The organism is Amycolatopsis sp. MtRt-6, from assembly GCF_017308975.1.
GTDB lineage: Bacteria > Actinomycetota > Actinomycetes > Mycobacteriales > Pseudonocardiaceae > Amycolatopsis.
Genome location: NZ_JADWPD010000005.1, coordinates 205,322 through 228,514 on the forward strand (window position 1 = coordinate 205,322; position 23,193 = coordinate 228,514).

The window sequence follows — 23,193 nt, forward strand, 5'->3', positions numbered from 1 at the left end:
AGAGCGTAGCCGCGAAAGGTGGCGGGCACCGCGCGTAACAAGACGGAATGTCTCCACGACATCCCCGGCACGTTGCACCGGCCGAGAGGGTGGGCGAGCATTCACATGGACATCGCTGTTTCCGTGAACGATGCACTACTGCAGGAGTCCTTGCTCGACTGGCTGCGCGGCGACCCCGAGCTGAGACCGGCGGTGAAGAAACGCCACGCGGCGCCGAAGCCCGGCGAACTGGGGACGATCGCGGACGCGATCCTGATTTCGGTCGGCAGCGGTGGCGCCCTGACCATGCTCGCCTCCGCGTTGAAGGCTTGGGTCCAGCAGCCACGGGGCAAGCACGTCGTCCTCCGGCTGAGCCGCGGAGAAAACGGCGAGAAGACGACGGAGATCGATGCCGACCGAGTCGGCTCGGACGACATCGAAGCGATCCTCGACCGCCTGTTCCGGGAGGGCGAATCGGCATGATTCCCGCGGTTCTGGAGGAATCGCGCGTTGTCCTCATCGGCACGTCTCAGTACACCGACGAGCGCCTTCCGCCCATTCCGGTCGTCGAACAGTGCCTGAACGACTTGCGGGACGTCTTCACCGACCCGGACCACGGACTCGTCCAGGCCGAGCACTGCACAGTCCTGCTCGACGAACCGGACATCGCCCAGCTGGGCAGGCGAATCCGCGAGGCGATGACGGGCGCGACGGGTCTCCTGGTCGTCTACTTCGTCGGCCACGGCATCATCGGCCGCCGGCACGAGCTGTACCTCGGCCTACCCGACAGCGACCTCGAACACCCGACGTTCGGGTCGCTGTCCTACGACGCGCTGCGAGATCAGATTCTGGACAGCCCGGCGCGCACGAAAGTCGTCATCCTGGATTCCTGCTACTCAGGCCGGGCGATGGGCGAAACACTCGCCGACCCGGTCGGGGCGGTCGTCGGTCAGCTCGACATCGACGGCACCTACCTGATGACATCCGCCCAGCGTGACCAGGTCGCCCTCGTCCTCGACGGCGAGCCGCACACCGCGTTCACCGGCCGGTTGCTGCGGGTCCTGAAGACGGGGATCCCGGAAGCGGGCGAATTTCTGACGGTCGACGACGTCTACCAGCACCTGTCGACCATGATGGCGGCCGCCGGGTTGCCCAGGCCGCAGAAGCGCGGGAGCCAGAACTCGGGCCGGTTCCGGATCGCGCGCAACCACGCCATTTCAGCCGAGAGCGAAGAGGATCTCGACACACGGATCGCCGAGATCGTCCGGCGGGGCCGAGCCGAGAGCTGGCAAAAGCAGCTTCCCGACCTGGAGAAAATCCTGGCTCGCCAGCAGGCGATCCTCGGCGACCGGAACGTGAAGGTCTGGCGGACCGAGCAGCTCATCGCCCATGCGATCGGCGAGGGCGGTGACCCGGCGGAGGCGTCCGAGCGGCTTCGCAAACTCCACGCCCTACAGACCGCTGAACTCGGCGACGAGCACGCCGACACGCTGCGGTCGCGGCACCTCCTCGCGGTGAACCTCGGTGAGGCCGGACTTCGCGAGGATGCGATCACGCTGCTTCGGACGCTTCTGCCCGACCTTCGCCGTGTCTCAGGTCATCTCGACCCGGCCTGCTGGCGGGCCCAGCACGTCCTCGCGGTCAACCTCGCCCTGACGGGGCAGACCGAGGAAAGTGCCGCTCTCCTGAAGGAGTTACTGGTGATGCAGAAGGTGCACTTGGGCGAAGACGCACCGCAGACCGCCTGGGTCCGGCGCGACCTGACGTTGCTCTCGCGGGAGGTCATGGATGTTTGAGCGGTTCACCGATCGCGCACGAAGAGTAGTCGTCCTGGCCCAGGAGGAGGCCAAGACGTTGAGCCACAACTACATCGGAACCGAGCACATCCTCCTCGGCCTAGCACACGAAGGTGAGGGTGTCGCCGCGCGAGCGCTGGAGGCCGAGGGTGCCACTCTCGAGGGTCTCCGCCACCAAATCGATGAATTGATCGGGCCGGGCACCGAGCCGTCGAAGGTGCGCATCCCGTTCACCTCGGGCACGAAGAGGGTGCTGGATCACTCGTTGAAGGAAGCTACGCGGCTCGGTCAAAGCTATGTCGGAACAGAACATCTCCTGTTGGGCTTGCTCCACGAAAGCGACGGTGGTGCCGCCGACGTGCTCATGCGGCTGAAGGTCCCCCATGAGCGGCTAAAACGCCGTGTCGAGGCTTTCCTCGGATATCCGGTGGCGCCGGCAGTCCGACAGAGTCAGGAGCGCACCGAAGACCACGCCGCACCGAACCGGGGGCAGTCGTCACCGCTGAAACAGCTGGGACGCAATCTCACCGAACTCGCCCAGCAAAGCGCGCTGGATCCCACCGTCGGACGAACCAAGGAGATCGACCGGCTCGTCCAGGTTCTCTCCCGCCGGACGCGGCACAACCCGGTCCTCGTCGGCGAACACGGCGTCGGAAAAACCGCGGTATTCGACGGATTGGCCCAGCGAATCGCCGCCGGTGAAGTACCGGCACGACTCAAGGGCAAGGAGGTCCACGCCCTTGACCACGGTGGCCGCGAAGGCGGAGATCTCCTGCGCGAAGCGCTGGCTGAAGTCCGAGCCCGCGACGACGTCATCCTGCTGCTCGACGACATCTCGGACCTCCTGCACGGCGACCACGCCGAGATTCTGAGCGCGGCGGTGCTGCACGGCGACGTCCTCGTGGGGTGCACCGCGACACCGGAGAACTACCGCCGGGCCAATGCCGAAAGCCCAGCGCTGACCCAGCTCTTCCAGCCGATCCAGGTGGCGGAGATGTCGACAGATACCGCGCTGGAGGTGCTCCGCGTCATGCGCGGCCGGCTCGCCGACCACCACCACCTCGTCATCGAGGACGAAGTGCTGACCAAGGCTGTGGAGCTGGCCTCGCGGTACGACCGGCGGCATCGCCTGCCGAGGAGTGCCATCGACCTCATCGACGAGGCCTGCGCCCGCACCACCGGGTCGCCGAACCTGGGCGAGGCGGAACTCAGCCGGACCATGCAAGATCTGCGCAACGAATGGAAGATCGAAGCAGAGCTCTTGGGCATGATCGAGCCGGCCTACCGTGGGCCGGCGGCACGGCCGACACCAGACGCGTTCCTGCAGGTCTACGGCGGCGTGGACACCGAGATCTGGCGGATCGGCTGAGCCCACCGGCTGGAACGGATGGTGGCGCCGCGAGCCCGCCCGTACCGTGAACCACGATGAGTGAACGCAGCTGGGGCTTCCGCACCCGCGCCCTGCACGCGGGCGGCACGCCCGACCCCGCGACCGGCGCCCGGGCCGTGCCGATCTACCAGACCACGAGCTTCGTCTTCGAAGACGCCGCCGATGCCGCGAACCTCTTCGCGCTGCAGAAGTACGGCAACGTCTACAGCAGGATCGGGAACCCGACCGTGGCCGCCTTCGAAGAGCGGATCGCCAGTCTCGAAGGGGCCATCGGCGGCGTCGCCGCCGCCAGCGGGCAGGCCGCCGAGTTCCTCACCTTCAGCGCGCTCACCGAAGCCGGCGACCACATCGTCTCCGCGAGCGGGCTCTACGGCGGCACCGTCACCCAGCTCACCGGCACGCTCCGGCGCTTCGGCGTCGAGACCACCTTCGTCAACGGCGGCATCGACGACTACGCCGCGGCGATCACCGACCGGACACGGCTCCTCTACACCGAGGTCATCGGCAATCCCGGCGGCGGGATCGCCGACCTCGCGGCGCTGGCCGACCTCGCGCACGCCCACGACATCCCGCTGGTCGTCGACGCGACGCTCGCGACGCCGTACCTGTGCCGCCCGATCGAGCACGGCGCCGACATCGTGCTGCACTCGGCGACGAAGTTCCTCGGCGGGCACGGGACGACGCTCGGCGGGATCGTCGTCGAATCCGGGAAGTTCGACTGGGGCAACGGGAAGTTCCCGCGGATGACCGTGACCGTCGACAGCTACGGCGGCCTGCGCTACTGGGAGAACTTCGGCGAGTACGCCTTCTGCACCCGGCTGCGCGCCGATCAGCTGCGGGACATCGGCGCTGTCCTGTCGCCGCACTCGGCTTTCCTGCTGCTGCAAGGGGTCGAGACGCTCCCGCAGCGGATGGACGCGCACGTCGCGAACGCCCGCGCGGTCGCCGAACACCTCGCGGCCGACCCGCGCGTGGCCTGGGTGTCCTACGCCGGGCTGCCGTCGCACCCGCACCACGAGCTGGCCCGCCGGTACCTGCCCGCCGGGCCCGGCGCGGTGTTTTCGTTCGGCGTCGACGGCGGCCGCGCGGCGGGCGAGAAGTTCGTCGAGTCGGTGGAGCTGCTGTCCCACCTGGCGAACGTCGGCGACGCGCGGACGCTCGTCATCCACCCGGCGTCGACCACGCACGCCCAGCTGTCGGAGGAGCAGCTCGCGGCCGCGGGCGTCGGACCCGACCTGATCCGCCTGTCGGTCGGCCTGGAGGACGTCGACGACATCCTCTGGGACCTCGACCAGGCGCTGGGCAAGGCGGTGGCCGGATGACACACGACATCGGGGCCGTCGAGCGGCGCGCGATCCTGCAGCGGACGACGTCGGTGACGCTGGTGGGCGCGTCGGCCAACCCGGCGCGGCCCAGCTACTTCGTCGCGACCTACCTGCTGTCGTCGACGCGGTACGACGTCACCTTCGTCAACCCGCGCCTGGACACGCTGTTCGGGAAGCCGGTGTACGCGTCTTTGAAGGACGTCCCCGAGCCGGACCTCGTCAGCGTCTTCCGCAGGCACGACGACCTGCCGCAGGTCGCCGAGGAGGTCATCGACGCCGGCGCGCGGACGCTGTGGCTGCAGCTCGGGTTGTGGCACGAGCCGGTCGCCGACCGGGCGCGCGAAGCCGGGCTGGACGTCGTGATGAACCGGTGCGTGAAGATCGAGCACGCGCGCTTCGCCGGCGGGCTGCACCTGGCCGGGTTCAACACGGGCGTGATCAGCTCACGGCGGCAGTCGGCGCCCTAGGTGTACTGACCTGTGAGGTTGGGGGCGCGGCTGGTGGGTGGGTGGCCTGCGAGTGCGGTGTGTCCGCGGTGACGGCTCGGTCCGGTAGAGACCTGGGCGTAGGCCCGCTCCTCGAGCAGGGTGCGGTTGAACCGTTCCGCTTTCCGTTTGCTTGCGGCCGGTCGGGGCGGGTCCGTTTCGGGGTGCTGCCCGCCGCGCGCAGCGTGTCGCGCCACAGACGTGAGCGGCGGCAGGCGCCGTTGCCGGTCAGCACCGGTCGGAACGCGACCGCGGTGTCCCGGGTCTGGTCGGCATGGATTTCGGGGTAGCCGGCCTGCTGTGATCGTCCACGGTTTGGGGTGTTCTCGAGGCCGAGCAGGGAGCCGATGCGGCCGGCCCCCACCCGCGGCGGACCGGTCGGCCATACCGGCTTCGCCCTGGTTGCGGCAGCGGGCGGCGGTGGAAACCGGCACCGGGAACCGGTCGGCGGCCCGTCGTAGCGACCAGCCGTCCTCGACAACACAGCAGGCCAGGCGCAGTCCGCCGGTCGTGGTCAGGGGTGCGTTGGCGTCGGTCACGAAGGCCTCCGTTGGCCGGTGTGGACATCGCAATCCACACCGGACCCGGAGGCCCTCCCTCACCCCAAGACCATCCGATCCCGTGTCGCCACGATCGCAACCTCCCCAGGCAGGACACCTGGGGAAGACCACGGCCGGTCCCGCTGTTGGCCCGGGTATGACTTTCGGGATCACGTTCTCCGGCGGCCCGACCGCCCTCCTGGAGCTGGGCGGCGTCCGGCTGCTCACCGACCCGACGTTCGACCCGCCCGGCGACCACCCGATCGGCGAGCGCGTGCTGGTCAAGACCGAGGATTCGGCACTGACCGAGGCCGCGGTCGGGGCGGTGGACGCGGTGCTGCTGTCGCACGACCAGCACCCCGACAACCTCGACGACCGCGGCCGCGCGTACCTCGCGACGGTGCCGTTGACGCTGATCACGCCCAGCGGAGCCGCACGGCTCGGCGGGACGGCGCGCGGGTTGGCGCCGTGGGATTCGACGCGGGTCGGGCCGCTCACGGTGACGGCGGTCCCGGCGCTGCACGGGCCGGAGGGCGCCGCGACGTTGACCGGGGACGTGACGGGGTTCGTGCTGACCGGCGACGGGCTGCCGACGGTGTACGTGAGCGGCGACAACGCCTCGGTGGACCTGGTGCGCGAGATCGCGGCGCGGTTCAGCGTCGACATCGCGGTGCTGTTCGCCGGCGCCGCCCGGACGCCGTTGTTCGACGGGGCGCCGCTGACGCTGACCAGCGTGGACGCGGTCGAGGCGGCGAAGGCGCTCGGGGCGGCGAAGGTGGTGCCGCTGCACTTCCGGGGCTGGGGGCACTTCAGCGAGGGCCCGGACACGCTGCGGGAGGCCTTCGAGGCGGCGGGGCTGGCGGACCGGCTCGTGCTGCTGGAGCCCGGGCAGCGCGCGGAGGTCTGACGCCGGTCGTGAGGGGTTTGCCGCAGCCGGTCTTGAGCGCCTACGCCTTAATGCCTCATCGATGCGACAGATGCCTCATCGATGTGACAGATGCCTCATCGATGTGACAGTTAACGCTAGGGCCGGAGAGCCGGGCACGACGCAGGGCCGGCTCGGCGCCGTGAGAGGGTGGCGGCATGGCCAAGCCGACTCCGCTGCAGTTCCGGAACATCCTCGTCGCCGTCCTCGCGGCGGCGGGCTTCGTCTGGAGCATCGCGGTGGGCATGCAGTGGTGGGTGAGCGCGATCGTCGGCTGCGCCTGTGTCCTGTCGCTGGCCTCCGCGTACCTCAACCGCCCCGGCGCGAACTAGTGCGGTGACGCGGTGGCGGTGTGGTCACGCACGGCGAACGAGGCCCGCAGCGCTCGAGGCGCCAGCAAAGCGGAACCATTGGCGGGCACGGTGCCCGGTTCCTCGACGTCGATCTCGTAGTGGCGAACGAGCCATGACGTGACCAGCGTGAGCTGCATCATGCCCAGGTGCGCTCCCAGGCAGACACGGGGTCCGGCGCCGAACGGAAAGTAGGCGTGGGGCGTGTGCGGCACCTTTTCGCCGAGCCATCGTTGCGGATCGATCTTCCCCGGCTCGTTCCACCACCGCGGGTCCCGGTGAACGAGATAAGGGCTGAACATGATCTCGTGCCCCGGCGGCAAAGTCCATTCGCCTATCCGCACCCGCCGCCGCGCGGTCCGCCCGAGCAGCCAGGTGGGTGGGTAGGCGCGCAGGATCTCCTTCACGAAGGCTTCGGTATAGGGGAGTTCGGACAACTCCGGTGGCGCCTCTCGCGCCTCCCATGCCTCGGCTTCGACCTCGATCCGGAGCCGGATGTCCGGGCGGAAGGACAGCTCGCGAACGCACCAGGCGAGCGCGGCGCCGGGTACGCCATGAGACGCCAGCAGCGTCACCCGGAGCAGCTCCTGGATCTGGTGCGGACTGAGATCGGGGGCCGCCAACAGGACATCGAGAAGGTCACGTGGGCTGTCCGGAGCGGGCCGGGCGCGGCGTTGCTCGATGATCTCGCCGAACTGCGCCTTGAGTTCGCGCCGTGCCGAGACGAAGCGCCGGTGTCGCGCCACGGGCAGCCACCGGGGCAGGATTCGCGCGGCCGACACGATGGAGGTCCCTGCCGCGACCAAAGAATCCACCGTTTCGACGAGTTCCGCGCCTTCGCCGCCGAAACAGAAATCGGCCACCATGCAGCCCGAAATGTTCGCCATCAACGGTTGCACGTCGACCGGCCGGCCGGCGGTGCGTTCGAGCCGCTCGTCCAGCATTCCGATCAGACGTCCGGCGTGCGCGGTGACGACCTTGCGGTGAAAGCCCCGCGACACCTTGCGCCGAGCTGTCATCCATACTTCGGCCAGGTGCGCGGCGCCCGCCATATCGCCGCCGTCCACGAATCCACCGTCCGCGAATCCGCCCGCGAAGAAATTGACCTCGGCCAGATAGTCCCCGTTGGTCCTGCCGAGGATTTCGTGGACGGCATCCGGTGCCCCGATGACCACCGTGCTGTCGTCAAAGGACCAGATGTCGCCATAATCTTCGTGGCAACGCAGAAGGAACCCGAGGCGGTCCGCTTCGTAGTCGGGGCGATTTCCGCGGAGCAGGCGTCCTCGTGGTCCCGGTGGCAGCTGCTCCGTCAAACCCGGCCTCCTGTCCGCGGAAATTCCCCTTCCAGAGTGATCAGTAATAGGGGTAGCGGCCAGCCATTCGACCCGCACCGAAGAATCGCTTGCTCATACGAGAAAAGAACCTGCTCATCGTGGCTCCAATCGAGTTGCTCTTCGGACAATCCGATACTAGGAAGATCATCCTTGCGATGTCAAGCAACGGTGTCCCGAATTCCGGGCAGCAACATTGCCCGGAATTCCAGGAGCCTTACACGCGGGAAGAGTTAACAAATCATTTTCACGCGACACCTAGCGCGTCTTCGCGAACCGCGCTTTCAGGTTCGTCCGGCCCGCTTCCGTGAGCCGGCCGAACAGCCGCAACCGCGCCAGGCCGCCGTCCGGGTAGATGTCGAGGCGGGCCTCCGTCACCTCGGGGCCGTCCGGCACCACGAACCGGTGACGCGTGTCCGGCTGCAGCCGGGTCTTCGGCAGCAACGGAACCCACTCGCCGTAGGTCTCCCGGCCGCTCACCGACGCCCAGCCCGGCGCGTTGCCCTTCAGGTTGCTCGTGTCCAGCTCGACGAACCGGACGATCCCGGCGCCCGCCAGCCGCAGCGTCACCCAGTCGTTGCCGTCGTCGCGACGGCGGGCCGTCTCCCAGCCCTCCGCCTGGTGAGCCGCCAGGCCCGGCGAGAGCATGTTGTTCGGCGACGAATAGAACCGGTTGCTGCAGCCCGTGACGAGCGCGCCGTTCTCCAGCGCCGCCAGGTCGAGCGCGTCCAGGTCCAGCAGGGCCGGGTCCGGGATCGGGGTGCCGTGCACGCGCAGGCGCGCCACTCCCCCGTCCGGGTGCTGCGTCAGCCGGACGTGCGTGTAGCGCCGCGAGCCGTTGACCGCGTAGAAGTTCTCCGTGTGGCCCGCCGCCGGGGCGCGGTCGACCAGGACGTCCCAGTCCGCCGTTTGCAGTTCCGCCGCGCTCGGGTAGCCCGGGACCGAGGCCGCCTCGACCGAGACGAATGGCGGGTAGTTGCCCTTGAAGAACGCCGTGTCGACGATGACGCCGGTGATCGTGCCGGCCAGGCCGAGCCGGACGATGGCCTGGTCGTCGCCCGGCTCGCGGTGGCGGCGGGTCTCCCAGCCGTCGTAGACCTGGCCCTTCGGGCCGAACGTCTCCGCGCTGTGCGCCGGCACCCACGGGTTGACCAGGTTCTCCTTCTCGGCGAACAGCTCGTCGGTCGCCCACATCACCGTGCCGCCGAAGCGGCGCGAAGCGAGATCGGGCAGTTCTGTCCACTCCGGACGGTCGGACACCAGCGTCTCCATTTCAGCAGTTCCCCCGGGTCAGGAGCGCGCCGCGCGGCTCGTCACCGGTGATTTCGGTGCCCCGCAGCCACGTCGAGCGCACGACGCCGGCGAGCGGCCGCCGGTCGTAGGCGCTGACCGGGTTGCGGTGCTTCAGTTTCGCGACGTCGACGACGAACGCCTCGTCCGGCGCGAACACGCAGAAGTCGGCGTCGTAGCCCACCGCCAGGTGTCCCTTGCGGCGCATCCCGGCCTGCGCGGCCGGGCGCTCGGCCATCCAGCGGACGACGTCGGTGAGCGCGAACCCGCGCTGCCGCGCCTGCGTCCAGATCGCCGGCAGCCCCAGCTGGAGGCTGGAAATCCCGCCCCACGCCTGGCCGAAGTCGCCGCTGTCGAACCGTTTCAGCTCCGGCGTGCACGGCGAGTGGTCGCTGACGATCGTGTCGATGACGCCGTCGGCGAGGCCCTGCCAGAGCAGCTCGCGGTTGGCGGCCTCGCGGATCGGCGGGCAGCACTTGAACTGCGTGGCGCCGTCGCGGATCTCCTCGGCGACGAAGCTGAGGTAGTGCGGGCAGGTCTCCGCCGACAGCCGGACGCCGTCACGCCGCGCCGAAGCGATCAGCGGGAGAGCGTCCGAAGAGGACAGGTGCAGGATGTGGGCCCGCGCGGAGTGGCGGCGGGCCGCGTCGATCACCTGCGAGATCGCCAGGTTCTCGGCCTGACGCGGCCGCGAGTGCAGAAAGTCGACATAGCGACCGCCGTGCGGCTCGGGTGCCTCGTCGATCTCGTGCGCGTCCTCGGCGTGGACGATCATCAGCGCGTCGAAGGAGCTCAGCTCCCGCAGCGCCTCGTCCAGCCCGGCCGGGTCGAGCGGCGGGAACTCGTCGACACCGGAGTGCAGCAGGAAGCACTTGAAGCCGAACACGCCGGCGTCGTGCAGGCCGCGCAGATCACCGGCGTTGCCCGGGATCGCGCCACCCCAGAAGCCGACGTCGACGTGCACCCGGCCGGCCGCCGCCTTGCGCTTGACGTCGAGGGCCGCGACGTCGACGGTCGGCGGCAGGCTGTTCAGCGGCATGTCCACGATCGTGGTCACCCCGCCCGCCGCGGCCGCGCGGGTCGCCGTCTCGAACCCCTCCCACTCGGCGCGGCCGGGGTCGTTGACGTGGACGTGCGTGTCGACCAGCCCGGGCAGCAGCACGACGTCGTCGCCGAGGTCGAGGACGCGGTCGCCGGCCAGCGCCGCGCCGCCGGGTTCGACCGCGACGATCCGGCCGCCGTCGACGCCGACGGTCGCCGGGACCTCGCCCTCGGGCGTCACGGCCCGGGCGGCGCGCACCACAAGATCCATCCGAAGCCCTTCGTCTGGAGGAATGACACCGCCGATTTCACAGAACGGAAAGGCGGTTTCGCACAACGACAGTAACCACGGCGCGCGCCGCTCGTCAACGACGTGCGTAGCGCGTTACGGTCATCTTCGTGCGGCTAGAAGCGGAGTTCACCAGCGAACCGTTCCACGGCGAAGGTTCGCCGCCCGAGCACGCCGTCGCCGCCCGGGACGCCGCCGCGGAAGCCGGGCTGGACACCGACTTCGGGCCGCTCGGCACCCTCGCCCGCGGCGAAGCGAAGGAACTGCTCGAAGCCCTTCCGGCCATCGCGAAGGCGGCCCTGGAAGGCGGCGCCACACGGGTCACGCTGCAGCTGCGCCGGGCCGACGATCCCGGCAGCGCGCCGGTCGTCGAGCTGAACGACGCGCTGGCCCGGCTCATCGCCGACGTCGAACGGGAACTGGGCGCCAAGCTGGGCGACCTCGACCGCGCGGGCAAGCAGCGCGCGGTGCGGCTGCTGCGCGAACGCGGCGCCTTCGGCCTGCGGAAATCCGTCTCGTCGGTGGCCGACGCGCTGGGTGTCACGCGGTTCACCGTCTACAACTACCTCAACCGGGAAGCGGACTGACCAGCGTCTTCAACAAAATGTTGACGGAACTCCGGCGCCGACGTACGGTCAGCCCGTGCTGCTCACCGAGTTCAACACCACCGACGTCCGCCCGCTGCTGACGGAATGCCTCGCCGTGCCGCGGTGGGTCGACGCCGTGCTGGCCGGGCGCCCGTACGCCGATGTCGACGCGTTGAAGGCCGCCGCGGACCTGCCGCTGAGCAGCGACGAGATCCGCCAGGCCATGGCCGCGCACCCGCGGATCGGGGAGAAACCGGCGGGCGGCTTCGCGCACTCCGAACAGTCCGGTGTGGACAATCCGGACGCGTTCGCCGCGGCGAACGCCGAGTACGAAGCCAAGTTCGGCCACGTCTACCTGGTCTGCGCCAGCGGCCGCGGCGGCGACGAGCTGCTGAAGATCCTGCGCGAACGCCTGAACAACGACCCGGCGACCGAGCTCGCCGTCGCCGGGCGGGAACTGATCAGGATCGCCGAACTCCGGCTCGCGAAAGCGGTGACCGCGTGAGCCTCGTGACCACCCACGTCCTGGACACGGCGGCCGGGCGGCCGGCACCGGGAATCGCCGTCCGCTTCGAGACCGCCGGCGGCGAGCCGATCGCCGAAGGCCGCACCGACGACGACGGGCGCGTCCGCGACCTCGGCCCGGAAACCCTGGCGCCCGGCAGCTACCGGCTGGTCTTCGACACGGGCACCTACCTGGGCCCGGACGCGTTCTTCCCGGAGGTCGCGCTGACCTTCCGGATCACCGACGGAAGCGCGCACCACCACGTGCCGCTCCTGCTCAGCCCGTTCGCCTATTCGACCTACCGAGGGAGCTGACCGTGGCCATCACCCTGGGCCCCAACCAGTACGGCAAGGCGGAGGTCCGCCTGGTCACGGTGCGCCGCGACGGCCCGGTGCACCACCTCAAGGACCTCACCGTGTCGACGTCGCTGCGCGGCGAGCTGGCCGCGACGCACCTGACCGGCGACAACGCCGGCGTGCTGGCGACCGACACGCAGAAGAACACCGTGTACGCCTTCGCGAAGGAGGCGCCGGTCGGCGAGATCGAGGACTTCGGCCTGCGCCTGGCCCGGCACTTCACCGGCACGCAGGAGAACATCACCGGCGCCCGGATCAAGATCGACGAGCACGGCTGGGACCGGATCGCCGTCGGCGGCGAGCCGCACGACCACGCGTTCAGCCGCTCCGGCGACGAGCGGCGCACGACCGCGGTGACGTTCCAGGACGGCCGCGCGTGGGTGGTGTCCGGCATCGACGGCCTGACGCTGCTCAAGTCGACCGGCTCGGAGTTCCACGGTTTCCCCCGCGACCAGTACACGACCCTCGCCGAGACCAGCGACCGCATCCTCGCCACCGCCGTCACGGCCCGGTGGCGCTACCAGGGCGAGGACATCGGCTGGGCGGTTTCGCACCGCGAAATCCGGCGGGTGCTGCTGGAGACGTTCGCGACGAAGCACAGCCTCTCGCTGCAGCAGACGCTGTACGCGATGGGCGCGGCGGTGCTGGAAGCGCGGCCGGAGGTGGCCGAGGTCCGGCTGTCGCTGCCGAACAAGCACCACTTCCTGGTGGACCTCGGTCCGTTCGGGCTGAAGAACGACAACGAGGTGTTCTACGCGGCGGACCGGCCCTACGGCCTGATCGAGGGCACGATCCAGCGGGACGACGCCGAGGACCCGGGCCCGGCCTGGGACCTCCACTGACGGCCCGGAGCTTTCACGGGAAAGCTCCGTTGATAGAACGCTCTATCATCGAGGCGTGGCAGGGACGAAGGAACGCATCATGGCCGCCGGTGCCGAGCTGTTCCGGCGCAACGGCTACGCCGGCACCGGGCTGAAGCAGATCGTCAGCGAGGCCAACGCGCCCTTCGGGTCGCTCTACCACTTCTTCCCCGGTGGCAAGGAGCAGCTCGGCGCGGAGGTCATCCGCACCTCGGGCCTGGCGTACATCGCGCTGTTCGACCTCTTCATCGCGCCGGCCGAAGACCTCGTCAGCGGGATCGAGGCCTTCTTCGCCGCCGGGATCGCCACCCTCGAAGCCACGGACTACGTCGAGGGCTGCCCGATCGCGACCGTCGCCCTCGAGGTCGCGGCCACCAGCGAACCGCTCCGGCAGGCCACCGCCGACGTCTTCACCGCCTGGATCGACGCCGGCACCGAGAAGTTCGCGGCCTTCGGCCTCGGCCCGGAAGCCGCCCGGACGCTGACCATCACCGCCGTCAACAACCTCGAAGGCGCGTTCGTGCTCTGCCGGTCGCTGCGCGACACCGAAGCGATGGCCGTCGCCGGTGCCGCGACCGTCGAGGTGGCCAAGATGCTCACGTCCCGGTGAGGTGCTCCGGCCGCACCGGGACGCGGGTGAGCGCGAGCCCGGTCGCGGCCCGGATCGCGGCCACGATCGCCGGTGTCGAGGAGATCGTCGGCGGCTCGCCCACTCCGCGCAGGCCGTACGGCGCGTGCGGGTCCGGGCGCTCCAGGACGTCGATGGTCATCGGCGGCATGTCCAGCACGGTCGGGATCAGGTAGTCGGTGAACGACGGATTCCGGATCTTCCCGCCGGCCGTCTGGATCTCCTCCATCACCGCGAGCCCGAGCCCCTGCGCCGAGCCGCCCTGGATCTGGCCGAGCACGGCTTGGGGGTTCAGTGCCTTGCCGACGTCCTGGGCGCAGTCCAGCGCGACCACCTTCACCAGGCCCAGCTCGGTGTCGACGTCCACGACCGCCCGGTGCGCGGCGAACGCGTACTGCACGTGCGCGGTGCCCTGCCCGGTTTCCGGATCCAGCGGAGAAGTCGGCCGGTGCCGCCACTCGATCGTCTCGTCGTAGACGTCGTCGCCCAGGACGTCGGCCAGGTCCGCGAGCACCTGGCCGTCGGCCGCGACGAGCTTGCCGCCGACCACCCGCACCCGCTGGTCGAAGCGGGACAGCAGCCGCGCGCGCACCGCCACGCAGGCGGCCCGCACCGCACCGCCGGTGACGTAGGTCTGGCGTGACGCCGACGTCGAGCCGCCGTTGCCGATCGAGGTGTCCATCGGCAGGATCGTCACCTGGTCGACGCCCAGCTCGGTGCGCACGATCTGCTGCATGACCGTCACCAGGCCCTGGCCGACCTCGCAGGCCGCGGTGTGCACGGTCGCGGCCGGCTCGCCGCCGACCAGCTGCAGGCGCACGCGGGCCGTCGAGTAGTCGTCGAAGCCTTCGGAGAAGCAGACGTTCTTGATCCCGACGGCGTACCCGACGCCGCGGACGACGCCCTCGCCGTGCGTCGTGTTGGACACCCCGCCCGGCATGTGCCGCAGGTCGAAGGGCCGCTCCGGGGGCAGCGGCATCGCCCGCACCCGGGAAAGCAGCTCCGCGACCGGGGCTTCCGCGTCGACGACCTGGCCGGTCGGCATCAGGTCGCCCTCGCTCATCGCGTTGCGGACGCGGATGTCCACGGGGTCCAGTCCACAGGCGACCGCCAGCTTGTCCATCTGCGACTCGTAGCCGAAAGCCGCCTGCACCGCACCGAATCCGCGCATCGCGCCACACGGCGGGTTGTTGGTGTACACACCCCAGCAGTCCACCGAAACACTGTCGACCGCATACGGTCCGACGCCGAGCGTCGCCGCGTTCGCGACCACCGCCCCCGTCGAGGACGCGTACGCGCCGCCGTCGAGGTACAGGCGCGTCTTCACGTACACGAGCCGGCCGTCGCGGGTGGCGCCGTGCTCGTAGTACATCTTCGCCGGGTGGCGGTGGACGTGCCCGTAGAAGGACTCTTCGCGGTTGTAGACCATCTTCACCGGCTTGCCGGTGTGCAGCGCCAGCAGGCAGGCGTGCACCTGCATCGACAGGTCTTCGCGGCCGCCGAACGCCCCGCCGACGCCGCCGAGCGTCAGCCGCACCTTCTCGACCGGCAGCCCCAGCGCGGCGACGATCTGCTGCTGGTCGACGTGCAGCCACTGCGTCGCGACGTAGAGGTCGACGCCGCCTTCGGTGTCCGGCACGGCGAGCCCGGATTCCGGGCCGAGGAACGCCTGGTCCTGCATGCCGACCTCGTAGAGACCGGAGACGACGACCTCGGCGTCGAGGTCCTGCGGGCCGCGGCGGATCTTCACGTGGCGCACGACATTCCCACCGGAGTGCAGCGAAGGCCCTTCGCCGGCGACGGCCGCTTCGGAGTCCGTCACGGGCGAAAGTTCTTCGTACGAGACGACAATGCGCTTCATCGCACGACGCGCGGTTTCCGGGTGGTCGGCGGCGACCAGCGCCACCGGCTCGCCCTGGTACCGCACGACGTCGGAGGCGAGCACCGGCTGGTCGGCGTGCTCGAGGCCGTACCGGTTGACGCCGGGGACGTCCTCGTGCGTCAGCACCGCGTGGACGCCGGGCACGGCGAGGGCTTCCGCGATGTCGATGCCGGTGATCCGGGCGTGCGGGTGCGGGCTGCGCAGCGTCACGCCCCACACCATGTCCTCGTGCCACAGGTCCGAGGAGTAGGCGAACTCGCCGCGGACCTTCACCGTGCCGTCGGGTCGCTGCGGCGACGTGCCGACGCCGTTCGCGGTCGTCGTCGTGACGGAGGTGGTGCTGGTCATCTGCCCTCCCTCAGCCGGGCGCTCGCGGCGGCCAGCTCGCGGGCGATCGCGGACTCGTCGGCTTCGCGCAGGGTGCCGTCCTCGACGACGGCCTTGCCGCCGACGAACAGCCGGCGCAGCGGCGGCGTGGTGCCGAGCACCAGCGCCGCGACCGGGTCGGTGATGCCGGCGTAGTTCAGCCCGGTCAGGTCCCAGACGGCGAGGTCGGCGAGCTTCCCGGGTTCGACCGACCCGAGGTCGGCCGCGCGGCCGAGGCAGCGGGCGCCGCCCATCGTGCCCATCCACAGCGCTTCCCGGGTGGTCAGGCCACGCGGCCCGCCGCGCTGCCGGGCCTGCAGGAGCGACTGGTGCAGTTCCTCGCCGAGGCCGCCGGACTCGTTGGACGCGGCGCCGTCGGCACCCAGGCCGACCGGGACGCCGGCGTCGAGCAGGTCGCGGACGGGCGCGATGCCGGCGCCGATGCGGCCGTTGGACGTCGGGCAGTGCGCCGACCCGGTGCCGGTCGCGCCGAACCGGCGGATGGCCTCGGGCGCGAGGTGGATGGTGTGCGCGAGCCAGACGTCGTCGGCGAGCCAGCCCAGCTTGTCGGCGTACTCGGCGGGCGTGCAGCCGACTTCGGCGAGGCACTGGCGCTCCTCGTCGACGGTCTCCGCGAGGTGCGTGTGCAGGCGGACGCCCTTGCGCCGCGCCAGCTCGGCCGCGCCGGACATCAGCCGTTCGGTGACCGAGAACGGCGAGCAGGGCCCCGCGGCGATCTGCAGCTGGGCACCCGCGGAGTCGTCGTGGAAGCGGTCGATGGCCGCTTCGGTGCCGGTCAGCGCGCCCTCGGTCGTCTCGACGAGGTTGTCCGGCGGGAGGCCGCCGTCGGATTCGCCGCGGTCCATCGACCCGCGCACGACGTGCAGCCGGACGCCGACGCGCTGGCGGGCCGCGGCCAGCGCCGCGACCTGGTCACCGCCGTCGCGCGGGAAGACGTAGTGGTGGTCGGCGACGGTGGTGCAGCCGGTCAGCGCCAGCCGGGCCATCCCGGCGGTGCCCGCGGCGTGCGTGATCTCGTCGTCGAGGCGGCTCCACACCGGGTAGAGCGCGACCAGCCACTCGAAGAGCGTGTGGTCGGCGGCCAGGCCGCGGGTCGCCCACTGGTAGAGGTGGTGGTGGGTGTTGATCAGGCCGGGCGTGACCAGGCAGCCTTCAGCTTCGACGCGCTCGTCGAACTCGCCGGTGTACACGCCTTCGCCGACTTCGGCGATCCGGTCGTTCTCGATCACGACGTGCCCGCTCGCGTGCTCCTCGCCGCTGACGGTGGCGATCGCCGCGTTCGCGATGAGCGTCCTCACGCCACACCACCCTTCGCGACGGCGCGCACCGCGTCGAGGATCTTCTCGTAGCCGGTGCAGCGGCAGAGGTTGCCGGCCAGTGCTTCGCGGATCTCCTCGTCACTCGGATCGGGGACGCGGTTCAGCAGGTCGTGCGCGGCGACGACCAGGCCCGGCGTGCAGAACCCGCACTGCACCGCACCCGCGTCCACAAAGGACTGCTGGACCGGGTCGAGCGTGTCGCCGTCGGCGAGGCCCTCGACCGTGCGCACCACGCGGCCCTCGGCCTGCCCGGCCGCGACCAGGCAGGCGCACACCGGGACGTCGTCGAGGTAGACCGTGCAGGAGCCGCATTCGCCCTGCTCGCAGGCGTTCTTCGAGCCCGGGAGGCCGAGCCGTTCCCGCAGCACGTACAGCAGGCTTTCGCCTTCCCAGACGTCGTCCGCCTGGCGTTCTTCGCCGTTGATCGTGACATTCAGGCGCATGCGCGCTCCCCCGTCCGGTGTTCGTCCCAGGCCCAGGTCAACGTACGCCGCGCGAGTACCCCGAGCGCGTGCTTCCGATACGCGGCGCTGCCCCGGACGTCGTCGATCGGCTGGGCGGCGGCGCCCACCAGGTCGCCGAAGCGGCGTTTCAGGGAGTCCGGCAGCGGCTCGGGGGACGTCCACGGCAGCTCGGCGGTCAGGAAGTCCTCGGCCTCCCGGGCGCGGCGCGGGGTCGGCGCGGCCGAGCCGATCGCGGCGCCGACCACGCCTTGCCGCAGCGACAGCGCGAAGGAGCAGACGGCGATGACCATCGCGTTGCGCGTGCCGACCTTGGCGAACTGCTGCGGCCCGGCGTGCGCGGGCAGGTGGACGGCGGTGATCAGCTCGTCCGGTTCGAGGGCGTGGCGTTTCACGCCGACGTAGAAATCCTCCGCACGGAGGATCCGGGTCCCCCGGACGGAAGCGACCTCGACCCGCGCGTCCAGGGCGAGCAGCACCGGGTGGGTGTCGCCGGCCGGCGAGGCGGCGCCGAGGTTCCCGCCGACCGTGCCGCGGTTGCGGATCTGCGGGGACCCGACCGTGCGGGAGGCCATGGCCAGCGCCGGGACGGATTCACCCAGTTCGGCGATGACGCGGGAGTAGGGGACGCCGGCGCCGAGCCGGACCGTGCCGTCCGAAGAGGCCACAGTGGACCACTCCGTCAGCTCCGCGGCTCGCGTCAGGTCGAGGAGAGCTTCGGGCCGCCGGTGGTCGAAGTTGAGCTCGACCATGACGTCGGTGCCGCCGGCGATCGGCACCGCGTCCGGCCGCTCGGCCTTGAGGGCCAGCGCCTCGGCGAGCGTCGCGGGACGCAGGAACTCCACTGGTTGCTCCTTCGTGGGGGCGATAGACCAGTAGACGACGGATCACGGCCGGGCGGCAACGGCACCACGCATGAAACGCACGGGAGCGGAGCCGGGCGCGGTTGTGCTTTCCTACAAGCCTCATGACGACCGTGAAAACTCTCCTGGGCCTGCCCGGTCTGCGGCTGCGCCCCCGGGCCGGGACCGACCTGCTCGACCGGCCGGTGACGCGCATCTACGTCACGGAGCTGTCCGACCCCGGACGGTACCTGTCGGCAGGCGAGCTGGTGCTGTCCGGCCTGCTCTGGTGGCACGCCCCGGGCGACGCCGAGCCGTTCGTGGCCGCGCTGGCCCGTTCGGGCGCGGCGGCGCTGGCCGCGTCCGGCGCCGACTCCGGCGGCATCCCGGACGACGTGGTCGACGCCTGCGTCCGGCACCGGATCCCGCTCCTCGAAGTGCCCGCCGACCTGTCGTTTTCGGTGATCACCGAGCAGGTCGTGCTGGCGCTGGCGGCGGCGTCCGACGGGGCGCGCAAACGTTTGCAGGCGGCGGCGGAAGCGCCGGTCGAGACGCTGGTGGAGCGTGCCGCGGCGGAACTGGGGTTGCCCTGCTGGGTGCTGTCGGGCGTGGGCCGGCTCGTCGCGGGGACGGCCCCGCTGCCGATCCCGCCCGAAGACGTCGTCCGCCGGTACGCGGCCCGCGAGCCGGGCCCGCTGACGGTGGTCCCGGTCGAGGGCAGGCACGCGGTGCCGTGGCTGATCGCGATCGGCGGGCCGCTGAGCACCGCGCAAGCGGAGCTGGCCGAGGAGGTGGCGGGGCTCGTCGGGGTCACGCGGGCGCGAGCGGCGCCGCCCGAGGTGTCGTTGCCCGCGGAGGTGTGCGTCGTCGCGTTGCGGACCGAGGGCAGTGACGAGAGCCGGGACGTCCTGAGCGAGTGGCTGCCGGACTCGCTGCTGTTCGATTCCTCGGGGGACACGTCGTACGCGGCCGTGGCGCGGCCTTCACCGGCCGGTTTGTCCACTGTGGAGCCCCTGCTGCGGGCCAAGCGGATTCTGTGCGGCATCAGCGATCCCGGCCCGCGGGCCGAGGCCGCGGAAAGCGCGCGGTACGCCCTGGCGGTGGCGGCGGAGCGCACCGGACGGGTATCGGTGGTGACGGCCGGCGAGGTGGACGTCCACCACCTGCTGCTGGCCGGCGCCCCGGCGGGACTGCGTGCCGCGCTGCGGCGCCGGGTGCTCGGGCCGCTGCTGGCCTACGACGCCGAGCAGCACACGGATCTGGTGCACACGGTCCGGGTGTTCCTGGAGTGCTCGGGCTCCCCGACGCGGGCGGCGAAGGCGTTGCACGTCCACGTGAACACGCTGCGCTACCGGATCGGGCGGGCCGGGGAGCTGCTGGGGGTGGACCTGACGGAGTTCACCGACCAGCTCGACGTTTATCTCGCGTTGCGCGCCGGCTCCCCGGGAGGAGACTGAGGGCGTGGACCCCGAAATAACTTCGGCCCGGCAGGCGGCGGACGACGCCCGCGTGCTGGCCTTCGGGCAGCTCCAGGGCGCGGCACACCGGCTCGGTTACCTGCTCGGGCGGGCGCTGGAGCGCGAATGCGGGATCACGCACCTGATGTACGAGGTCCTGCTGATCGTGGGCCGCACCGGCGAAGACGGGCTGACCATGCGCTCGATCGCCCAGGAGCAGGTGCTCACGACCGGCGGCGCCACCCGGCTGGTCGACCGGATGGAGGCGCTCGGGCTGGTGACCCGCACGGCGTCCCCGGCCGACCGGCGGGTGCAGCTGGTCAGGCTGACCGCGTTCGGCGAGGAGACGACCGTGCGGGCCAGCCGGGTGCACGTGGCGAACGTCGAGCAGTTCTTCTTCCGGCCCCTGCCCGACGACCACCGGGAACGGTTCGCCGAGGACCTGCGGACCTTGAGCCACTTCGCCCGGGACGCGCTGCCCCGGCTGCGCTGAACCGGCGTCGCCACCGCCAGGCCGAGGAAGGCCGGCGGTGCCGCGCCGGTGGCGAACCTGCGGGCCCGGACGTGGGCGGCGATCGCCCCCGCGTAGAACAGCGTCAGGCCGATCGCCGCGTTGAGCACGTCCGCCGCCCGGGAGGTGACCGCGGTCAGGCCGCGACCGGCGTGGCTCCCTCCAGGGTCTCCCGCAGCTTGTCGCGGTCCAGCTGGCCTTCGGACTTCGCCACCACGAACGTCGCCACGCAGTTGCCGAGCAGGTTGACGAACACGCGCATCGAGTCCATCAGGCGGTCCGCGCCCAGCAGCAGCGCCACGCCCGCCACCGGGAACGCGCCGATCGCCGCGGCCGTCGCCGACAGGGCCAGGAAGCTCGACCCCGGCACGCCCGCCATGCCCTTCGACGTCAGCATCAGGATCAGCACCGCCAGCAGCTGCTGGCCGAGCGTCATCTCCACGCCGAACGCCTGCGCCAGGAACACCGTGCAGATCGAGAGGTAGATGGTCGCGCCGTCGAGGTTGAACGAGTAGCCCGTCGGCACCACCAGCCCGGTCGCCGCGCGGGAGCAGCCCGCGTCGGTCAGCTTGACCATGATCCGCGGCATCACCGACTCCGTCGAGGCCGTGCCCAGCGCGAGCAGGAACTCCTCCCGCGCGTAGCGGAGGAACTTCCACACCGAAACCCCGGCGTAGAACCGGGAAATCGCGGCGAGGACGAGCGTGAAGAGCACGGCCGCGCCGTAGCACGCGGCGATCAGCTTCGCGTAGGTGCCCAAAGTGGACAGACCGTACTGGCCGATGATGAACGCCATCGCGCCGAACGCGCCCAGCGGCGCGACCCGCATGATCCAGCCCATCACCTTGAAGATGACCTGCTGCACCTGGTCGACGAAGCCGAGCACCAGCGGCGCCCGCTCCCGCCCGATCGCGGCCAGCGCCACCCCGAAGAACACCGCGAACACCAGCACCTGCAGCAGCTGGTTCTGCGCGAACGCGTTCACCACGCTGTCGGGGATGGTGTGCAGGAGGAAGTCCCCGACCGACGGCAGCTGCCCGCCCTTGGTCTGCGTGGTGACGGCGTTCGGGTCGAGCGTCGCCGGGTTGATGTCGAGCCCGGCACCCGGGCGGAAGACGTTCGCCACGACCAGGCCGAACAGCAGCGCGAACGTCGTGACGACCTCGAAGTAGATGATCGCCTTGAGTCCGATTCGTCCGACCGCTTTGATGTCGCCGACGGCCGCGATCCCGGTCACCACGACACAGAAGATCAACGGTGCGATGATCATCTTGATGAGCCGGATGAACCCATCCCCGACCGGTTTGAGCTGGGCACCAAGCACCGGCCAGAAGTGCCCGACCAGCACGCCCGCGACCACGGCCACGAGCAGCTGCACGAACACCGACGTCCACCAGCGCTTCTTCTTCTCTGCCATGGCCGGGACCCTAAGCATCGGATGTTCCAGCGGTGTTAACGCTCGCAGTGACGTACCCGACGCCGGGAAAAGTCACTGCGGCAGACTGGGCGGGTGGGCAAGCGGAAGCAGGGACCCTTCGGCCCGCCGCCGACGACGGCCGGGGAGTTCGGCGACGCGCTGCTCGCCGCCGCACCGGGTGACGCCGACCGGCTGGCGCCGGGGTTCACGCTGCCGGCCGAACTCGCCGAAGCCGCGGACCGCCTCGGGCAGCAGCTGATCGGCCGGGCGTGCCGGGGCGGCTGGCTGCCCGGCGACCTCCGGCAGGCGGCCCGGCGCCGCCTCGACGAGTTCGCCGGCTCGTACCTGCTCGACACCCTGGTGGCGTACGCCGGGCAGTTCACCGCGCTGCACCCGGAGTGGCGAGCGCAGCTCGGCGCCACCCCCTGGTGGACGACGTCCGAACCCCACCTGCCGCAGTGGGCGGCGAAGCACATCCTCACGCCGTCCGAAGCGGTGGCGGCGGTCATCGAAGCCTTCGGCCTGCTGAAGACGCTGCCGCCGGTGACCGTCGTCCTGCCCGCGCCGGGGACCGCGATCCAGCGCCCGGCGCGGCACCACGTCGACGAAAAGAAGCTGAGCCGGGTCCGCGCCCTGCTGGCCAAGGCCGAGTCCAGCACGTTCCCGGAGGAAGCCGAGGCCCTCTCGGCGAAGGCGCAGGAGCTGATGACCCGCCACGCCCTCGACCGGGTGCTGGTCGAGGCCGGCGAGGCCACGCCCGACCGGCCCGCGGCCCGCCGGATCTGGCTCGACACGCCGTACACCGACGCCAAGTCGCTGCTGGTCCACGTGGTCGCGCAGGCCAACCGCTGCCGGGCGATCTTCGACCCGCGCTGGGAGTTCGTCACGGTCGTCGGCGACGAGGAAGACCTGGCCGCGGTCGAGCTGCTGACGACGTCCCTGCTCGTCCAGGCGACGCGGGCGATGATCGCCGACCCGGCCGGCCGGTCGCGGCCGTTCCGCAAGTCGTTCCTCGTCTCCTACGCCACCCGGATCGGCGAGCGGCTCGAAAAGGCGGCGGAAGCGACGATCGCCGAGGCGCCGGAGCTGCTGCCCGTGCTGGCGTCGCACGAGAAGCAGGTGGCGGCGATGTTCACCGAGCTGTTCCCCGAAGTGGTGAACAAGTCGGTGACCGTGCGCAGCCACGAAGGCTGGGGTGCGGGCCGGGCCGCCGCCGACCGCGCCCGCCTCGGCGAGTAACC

The 23,193-nt window shown here is 70.8% G+C and carries 23 protein-coding genes and 1 pseudogene; 15 read left to right on the forward strand and 9 right to left on the reverse strand.

Annotation, left to right across the window (positions count from 1 at the left end):
* Positions 1 to 18 precede the first annotated feature (18 nt).
* The 5 genes from I4Q55_RS11655 to I4Q55_RS11675 are packed head-to-tail and all read left to right on the forward strand — an operon-like array spanning position 19 to position 4,957.
* A complete protein-coding gene (locus I4Q55_RS11655) occupies positions 19 to 462 on the forward strand; it encodes a hypothetical protein (RefSeq protein ID WP_206787007.1) in 444 nt (147 codons plus the stop codon).
* A complete protein-coding gene (locus tag I4Q55_RS11660; RefSeq protein ID WP_206787016.1) occupies positions 459 to 1,775 on the forward strand; it encodes a caspase domain-containing protein in 1,317 nt (438 codons plus the stop codon). The genes I4Q55_RS11655 and I4Q55_RS11660 overlap by 4 nt, the downstream gene beginning before the upstream one ends.
* Entirely contained in the window at positions 1,768 to 3,144 is a 1,377-nt protein-coding gene (locus I4Q55_RS11665; protein WP_206787019.1) for a Clp protease N-terminal domain-containing protein, read from the forward strand. Before I4Q55_RS11660 ends, I4Q55_RS11665 begins: the two co-directional genes overlap by 8 nt.
* Positions 3,145 to 3,200: 56 nt before the next feature.
* Entirely contained in the window at positions 3,201 to 4,487 is a 1,287-nt protein-coding gene (locus I4Q55_RS11670) for an O-acetylhomoserine aminocarboxypropyltransferase/cysteine synthase family protein (protein ID WP_206787021.1), read from the forward strand.
* Positions 4,484 to 4,957, forward strand: a complete 474-nt coding sequence (locus tag I4Q55_RS11675; protein ID WP_206787030.1) for a CoA-binding protein — start codon at positions 4,484 to 4,486, stop codon at positions 4,955 to 4,957. The genes I4Q55_RS11670 and I4Q55_RS11675 overlap by 4 nt, the downstream gene beginning before the upstream one ends.
* On the opposite strand, the pseudogene I4Q55_RS11680 reads toward I4Q55_RS11675, so the two are convergent.
* Positions 4,954 to 5,514, reverse strand: a pseudogene (locus I4Q55_RS11680) (hypothetical protein). The gene I4Q55_RS11675 and the pseudogene I4Q55_RS11680 overlap by 4 nt on opposite strands.
* Before the next feature lie 157 nt (positions 5,515 to 5,671).
* Here I4Q55_RS11680 and I4Q55_RS11685 point away from each other — a divergent pair.
* Both I4Q55_RS11685 and I4Q55_RS11690 read left to right on the forward strand, forming a co-directional pair.
* On the forward strand, positions 5,672 to 6,421 hold the full coding sequence (locus tag I4Q55_RS11685) for an MBL fold metallo-hydrolase (protein ID WP_206787032.1): 750 nt from the start codon (positions 5,672 to 5,674) through the stop codon (positions 6,419 to 6,421).
* Between the two features lie 176 nt (positions 6,422 to 6,597).
* The gene (locus I4Q55_RS11690; protein WP_206787034.1) at positions 6,598 to 6,771 is read left to right on the forward strand and encodes a hypothetical protein; all 174 of its coding nucleotides are present in this window, start codon (positions 6,598 to 6,600) and stop codon (positions 6,769 to 6,771) included.
* Here I4Q55_RS11690 and I4Q55_RS11695 read toward each other — a convergent pair.
* From I4Q55_RS11695 to allB, 3 genes are all read right to left on the reverse strand, one after another.
* Positions 6,768 to 8,102, reverse strand: coding sequence for a cytochrome P450 (locus tag I4Q55_RS11695; RefSeq protein ID WP_206787043.1), 1,335 nt, complete (start codon positions 8,100 to 8,102; stop codon positions 6,768 to 6,770). The two genes, I4Q55_RS11690 and I4Q55_RS11695, sit on opposite strands and share 4 nt — an antisense overlap.
* A gap of 276 nt (positions 8,103 to 8,378) precedes the next feature.
* Positions 8,379 to 9,392 carry an allantoicase gene (alc, locus tag I4Q55_RS11700; protein ID WP_206787045.1) on the reverse strand — a complete coding sequence of 338 codons (1,014 nt, stop codon included), beginning with the start codon at positions 9,390 to 9,392 and terminating at the stop codon, positions 8,379 to 8,381.
* A 1-nt stretch (position 9,393) separates the two neighbouring features.
* Positions 9,394 to 10,722 carry an allantoinase AllB gene (gene allB, locus I4Q55_RS11705; RefSeq protein WP_206787047.1) on the reverse strand — a complete coding sequence of 443 codons (1,329 nt, stop codon included), beginning with the start codon at positions 10,720 to 10,722 and terminating at the stop codon, positions 9,394 to 9,396.
* Positions 10,723 to 10,850: 128 nt separating this feature from the next.
* On the opposite strand from allB, the gene I4Q55_RS11710 reads away from it, so the two are divergent.
* From I4Q55_RS11710 to I4Q55_RS11730, 5 genes are all read left to right on the forward strand, one after another.
* Complete coding sequence (locus I4Q55_RS11710; RefSeq protein ID WP_013223821.1) at positions 10,851 to 11,327, forward strand: helix-turn-helix domain-containing protein; 477 nt, start codon at positions 10,851 to 10,853, stop codon at positions 11,325 to 11,327.
* A gap of 55 nt (positions 11,328 to 11,382) precedes the next feature.
* The gene (locus tag I4Q55_RS11715) at positions 11,383 to 11,832 is read left to right on the forward strand and encodes a 2-oxo-4-hydroxy-4-carboxy-5-ureidoimidazoline decarboxylase (protein ID WP_206787049.1); all 450 of its coding nucleotides are present in this window, start codon (positions 11,383 to 11,385) and stop codon (positions 11,830 to 11,832) included.
* A complete protein-coding gene (gene uraH, locus I4Q55_RS11720) occupies positions 11,829 to 12,146 on the forward strand; it encodes a hydroxyisourate hydrolase (RefSeq protein ID WP_206787067.1) in 318 nt (105 codons plus the stop codon). The genes I4Q55_RS11715 and uraH overlap by 4 nt, the downstream gene beginning before the upstream one ends.
* Positions 12,147 to 12,148: 2 nt before the next feature.
* On the forward strand, positions 12,149 to 13,030 hold the full coding sequence (gene pucL, locus I4Q55_RS11725; protein WP_206787069.1) for a factor-independent urate hydroxylase: 882 nt from the start codon (positions 12,149 to 12,151) through the stop codon (positions 13,028 to 13,030).
* Between the two features lie 79 nt (positions 13,031 to 13,109).
* Positions 13,110 to 13,658, forward strand: coding sequence for a TetR/AcrR family transcriptional regulator (locus I4Q55_RS11730; RefSeq protein ID WP_206787437.1), 549 nt, complete (start codon positions 13,110 to 13,112; stop codon positions 13,656 to 13,658).
* On the opposite strand, the gene pucD is transcribed toward I4Q55_RS11730, so the two are convergent.
* The 4 genes from pucD to I4Q55_RS11750 are packed head-to-tail and all read right to left on the reverse strand — an operon-like array spanning position 13,645 to position 18,570.
* Positions 13,645 to 15,906: a xanthine dehydrogenase subunit D gene (gene pucD, locus I4Q55_RS11735; RefSeq protein WP_206787071.1), complete on the reverse strand. Its 2,262-nt coding sequence runs from the start codon at positions 15,904 to 15,906 to the stop codon at positions 13,645 to 13,647. The two genes, I4Q55_RS11730 and pucD, sit on opposite strands and share 14 nt — an antisense overlap.
* On the reverse strand, positions 15,903 to 17,243 hold the full coding sequence (locus tag I4Q55_RS11740) for an 8-oxoguanine deaminase (RefSeq protein ID WP_206787074.1): 1,341 nt from the start codon (positions 17,241 to 17,243) through the stop codon (positions 15,903 to 15,905). The genes pucD and I4Q55_RS11740 overlap by 4 nt, the downstream gene beginning before the upstream one ends.
* Complete coding sequence (locus tag I4Q55_RS11745; protein WP_206787076.1) at positions 17,240 to 17,707, reverse strand: (2Fe-2S)-binding protein; 468 nt, start codon at positions 17,705 to 17,707, stop codon at positions 17,240 to 17,242. The genes I4Q55_RS11740 and I4Q55_RS11745 overlap by 4 nt, the downstream gene beginning before the upstream one ends.
* Positions 17,698 to 18,570, reverse strand: a complete 873-nt coding sequence (locus tag I4Q55_RS11750; RefSeq protein WP_206787078.1) for a xanthine dehydrogenase family protein subunit M — start codon at positions 18,568 to 18,570, stop codon at positions 17,698 to 17,700. Before I4Q55_RS11750 ends, I4Q55_RS11745 begins: the two co-directional genes overlap by 10 nt.
* Positions 18,571 to 18,692: 122 nt before the next feature.
* Between I4Q55_RS11750 and I4Q55_RS11755 the strand changes: the two genes are divergently transcribed.
* Together I4Q55_RS11755 and I4Q55_RS11760 are read left to right on the forward strand one after the other, a co-directional pair.
* Entirely contained in the window at positions 18,693 to 20,024 is a 1,332-nt protein-coding gene (locus tag I4Q55_RS11755; RefSeq protein WP_206787080.1) for a PucR family transcriptional regulator, read from the forward strand.
* Positions 20,025 to 20,028: 4 nt separating this feature from the next.
* Positions 20,029 to 20,517 carry a MarR family winged helix-turn-helix transcriptional regulator gene (locus tag I4Q55_RS11760; RefSeq protein WP_206787082.1) on the forward strand — a complete coding sequence of 163 codons (489 nt, stop codon included), beginning with the start codon at positions 20,029 to 20,031 and terminating at the stop codon, positions 20,515 to 20,517.
* A gap of 154 nt (positions 20,518 to 20,671) precedes the next feature.
* Here the strand turns inward: I4Q55_RS11760 and dctA are convergent, their stop codons facing one another.
* Positions 20,672 to 21,952 (reverse strand): C4-dicarboxylate transporter DctA, encoded by a 1,281-nt coding sequence (dctA, locus tag I4Q55_RS11765; protein ID WP_206787084.1) that lies wholly within the window; start codon positions 21,950 to 21,952, stop codon positions 20,672 to 20,674.
* Between the two features lie 93 nt (positions 21,953 to 22,045).
* On the opposite strand from dctA, the gene I4Q55_RS11770 reads away from it, so the two are divergent.
* Entirely contained in the window at positions 22,046 to 23,191 is a 1,146-nt protein-coding gene (locus I4Q55_RS11770; RefSeq protein WP_206787085.1) for a DUF2786 domain-containing protein, read from the forward strand.
* The last annotated feature ends 2 nt before the right edge of the window (positions 23,192 to 23,193 follow it).

What these genes read in the sequence shown, in the direction of transcription:
- I4Q55_RS11660 (WP_206787016.1), top strand. Translation starts at nt 459, where the DNA reads ATGATTCCCGCGGTTCTGGAGGAATCGCGCGTTGTCCTCATCGGCACG.
- I4Q55_RS11665 (WP_206787019.1), top strand. Translation starts at nt 1,768, where the DNA reads ATGTTTGAGCGGTTCACCGATCGCGCACGAAGAGTAGTCGTCCTGGCC.
- I4Q55_RS11670 (WP_206787021.1), top strand. Translation starts at nt 3,201, where the DNA reads ATGAGTGAACGCAGCTGGGGCTTCCGCACCCGCGCCCTGCACGCGGGC.
- I4Q55_RS11675 (WP_206787030.1), top strand. Translation starts at nt 4,484, where the DNA reads ATGACACACGACATCGGGGCCGTCGAGCGGCGCGCGATCCTGCAGCGG.
- I4Q55_RS11685 (WP_206787032.1), top strand. Translation starts at nt 5,672, where the DNA reads ATGACTTTCGGGATCACGTTCTCCGGCGGCCCGACCGCCCTCCTGGAG.
- I4Q55_RS11690 (WP_206787034.1), top strand. Translation starts at nt 6,598, where the DNA reads ATGGCCAAGCCGACTCCGCTGCAGTTCCGGAACATCCTCGTCGCCGTC.
- alc (WP_206787045.1), bottom strand. Translation starts at nt 9,392, where the DNA reads ATGGAGACGCTGGTGTCCGACCGTCCGGAGTGGACAGAACTGCCCGAT.
- allB (WP_206787047.1), bottom strand. Translation starts at nt 10,722, where the DNA reads ATGGATCTTGTGGTGCGCGCCGCCCGGGCCGTGACGCCCGAGGGCGAG.
- I4Q55_RS11730 (WP_206787437.1), top strand. Translation starts at nt 13,110, where the DNA reads ATGGCCGCCGGTGCCGAGCTGTTCCGGCGCAACGGCTACGCCGGCACC.
- pucD (WP_206787071.1), bottom strand. Translation starts at nt 15,906, where the DNA reads ATGACCAGCACCACCTCCGTCACGACGACGACCGCGAACGGCGTCGGC.
- I4Q55_RS11745 (WP_206787076.1), bottom strand. Translation starts at nt 17,707, where the DNA reads ATGCGCCTGAATGTCACGATCAACGGCGAAGAACGCCAGGCGGACGAC.
- I4Q55_RS11755 (WP_206787080.1), top strand. Translation starts at nt 18,693, where the DNA reads ATGACGACCGTGAAAACTCTCCTGGGCCTGCCCGGTCTGCGGCTGCGC.
- dctA (WP_206787084.1), bottom strand. Translation starts at nt 21,952, where the DNA reads ATGGCAGAGAAGAAGAAGCGCTGGTGGACGTCGGTGTTCGTGCAGCTG.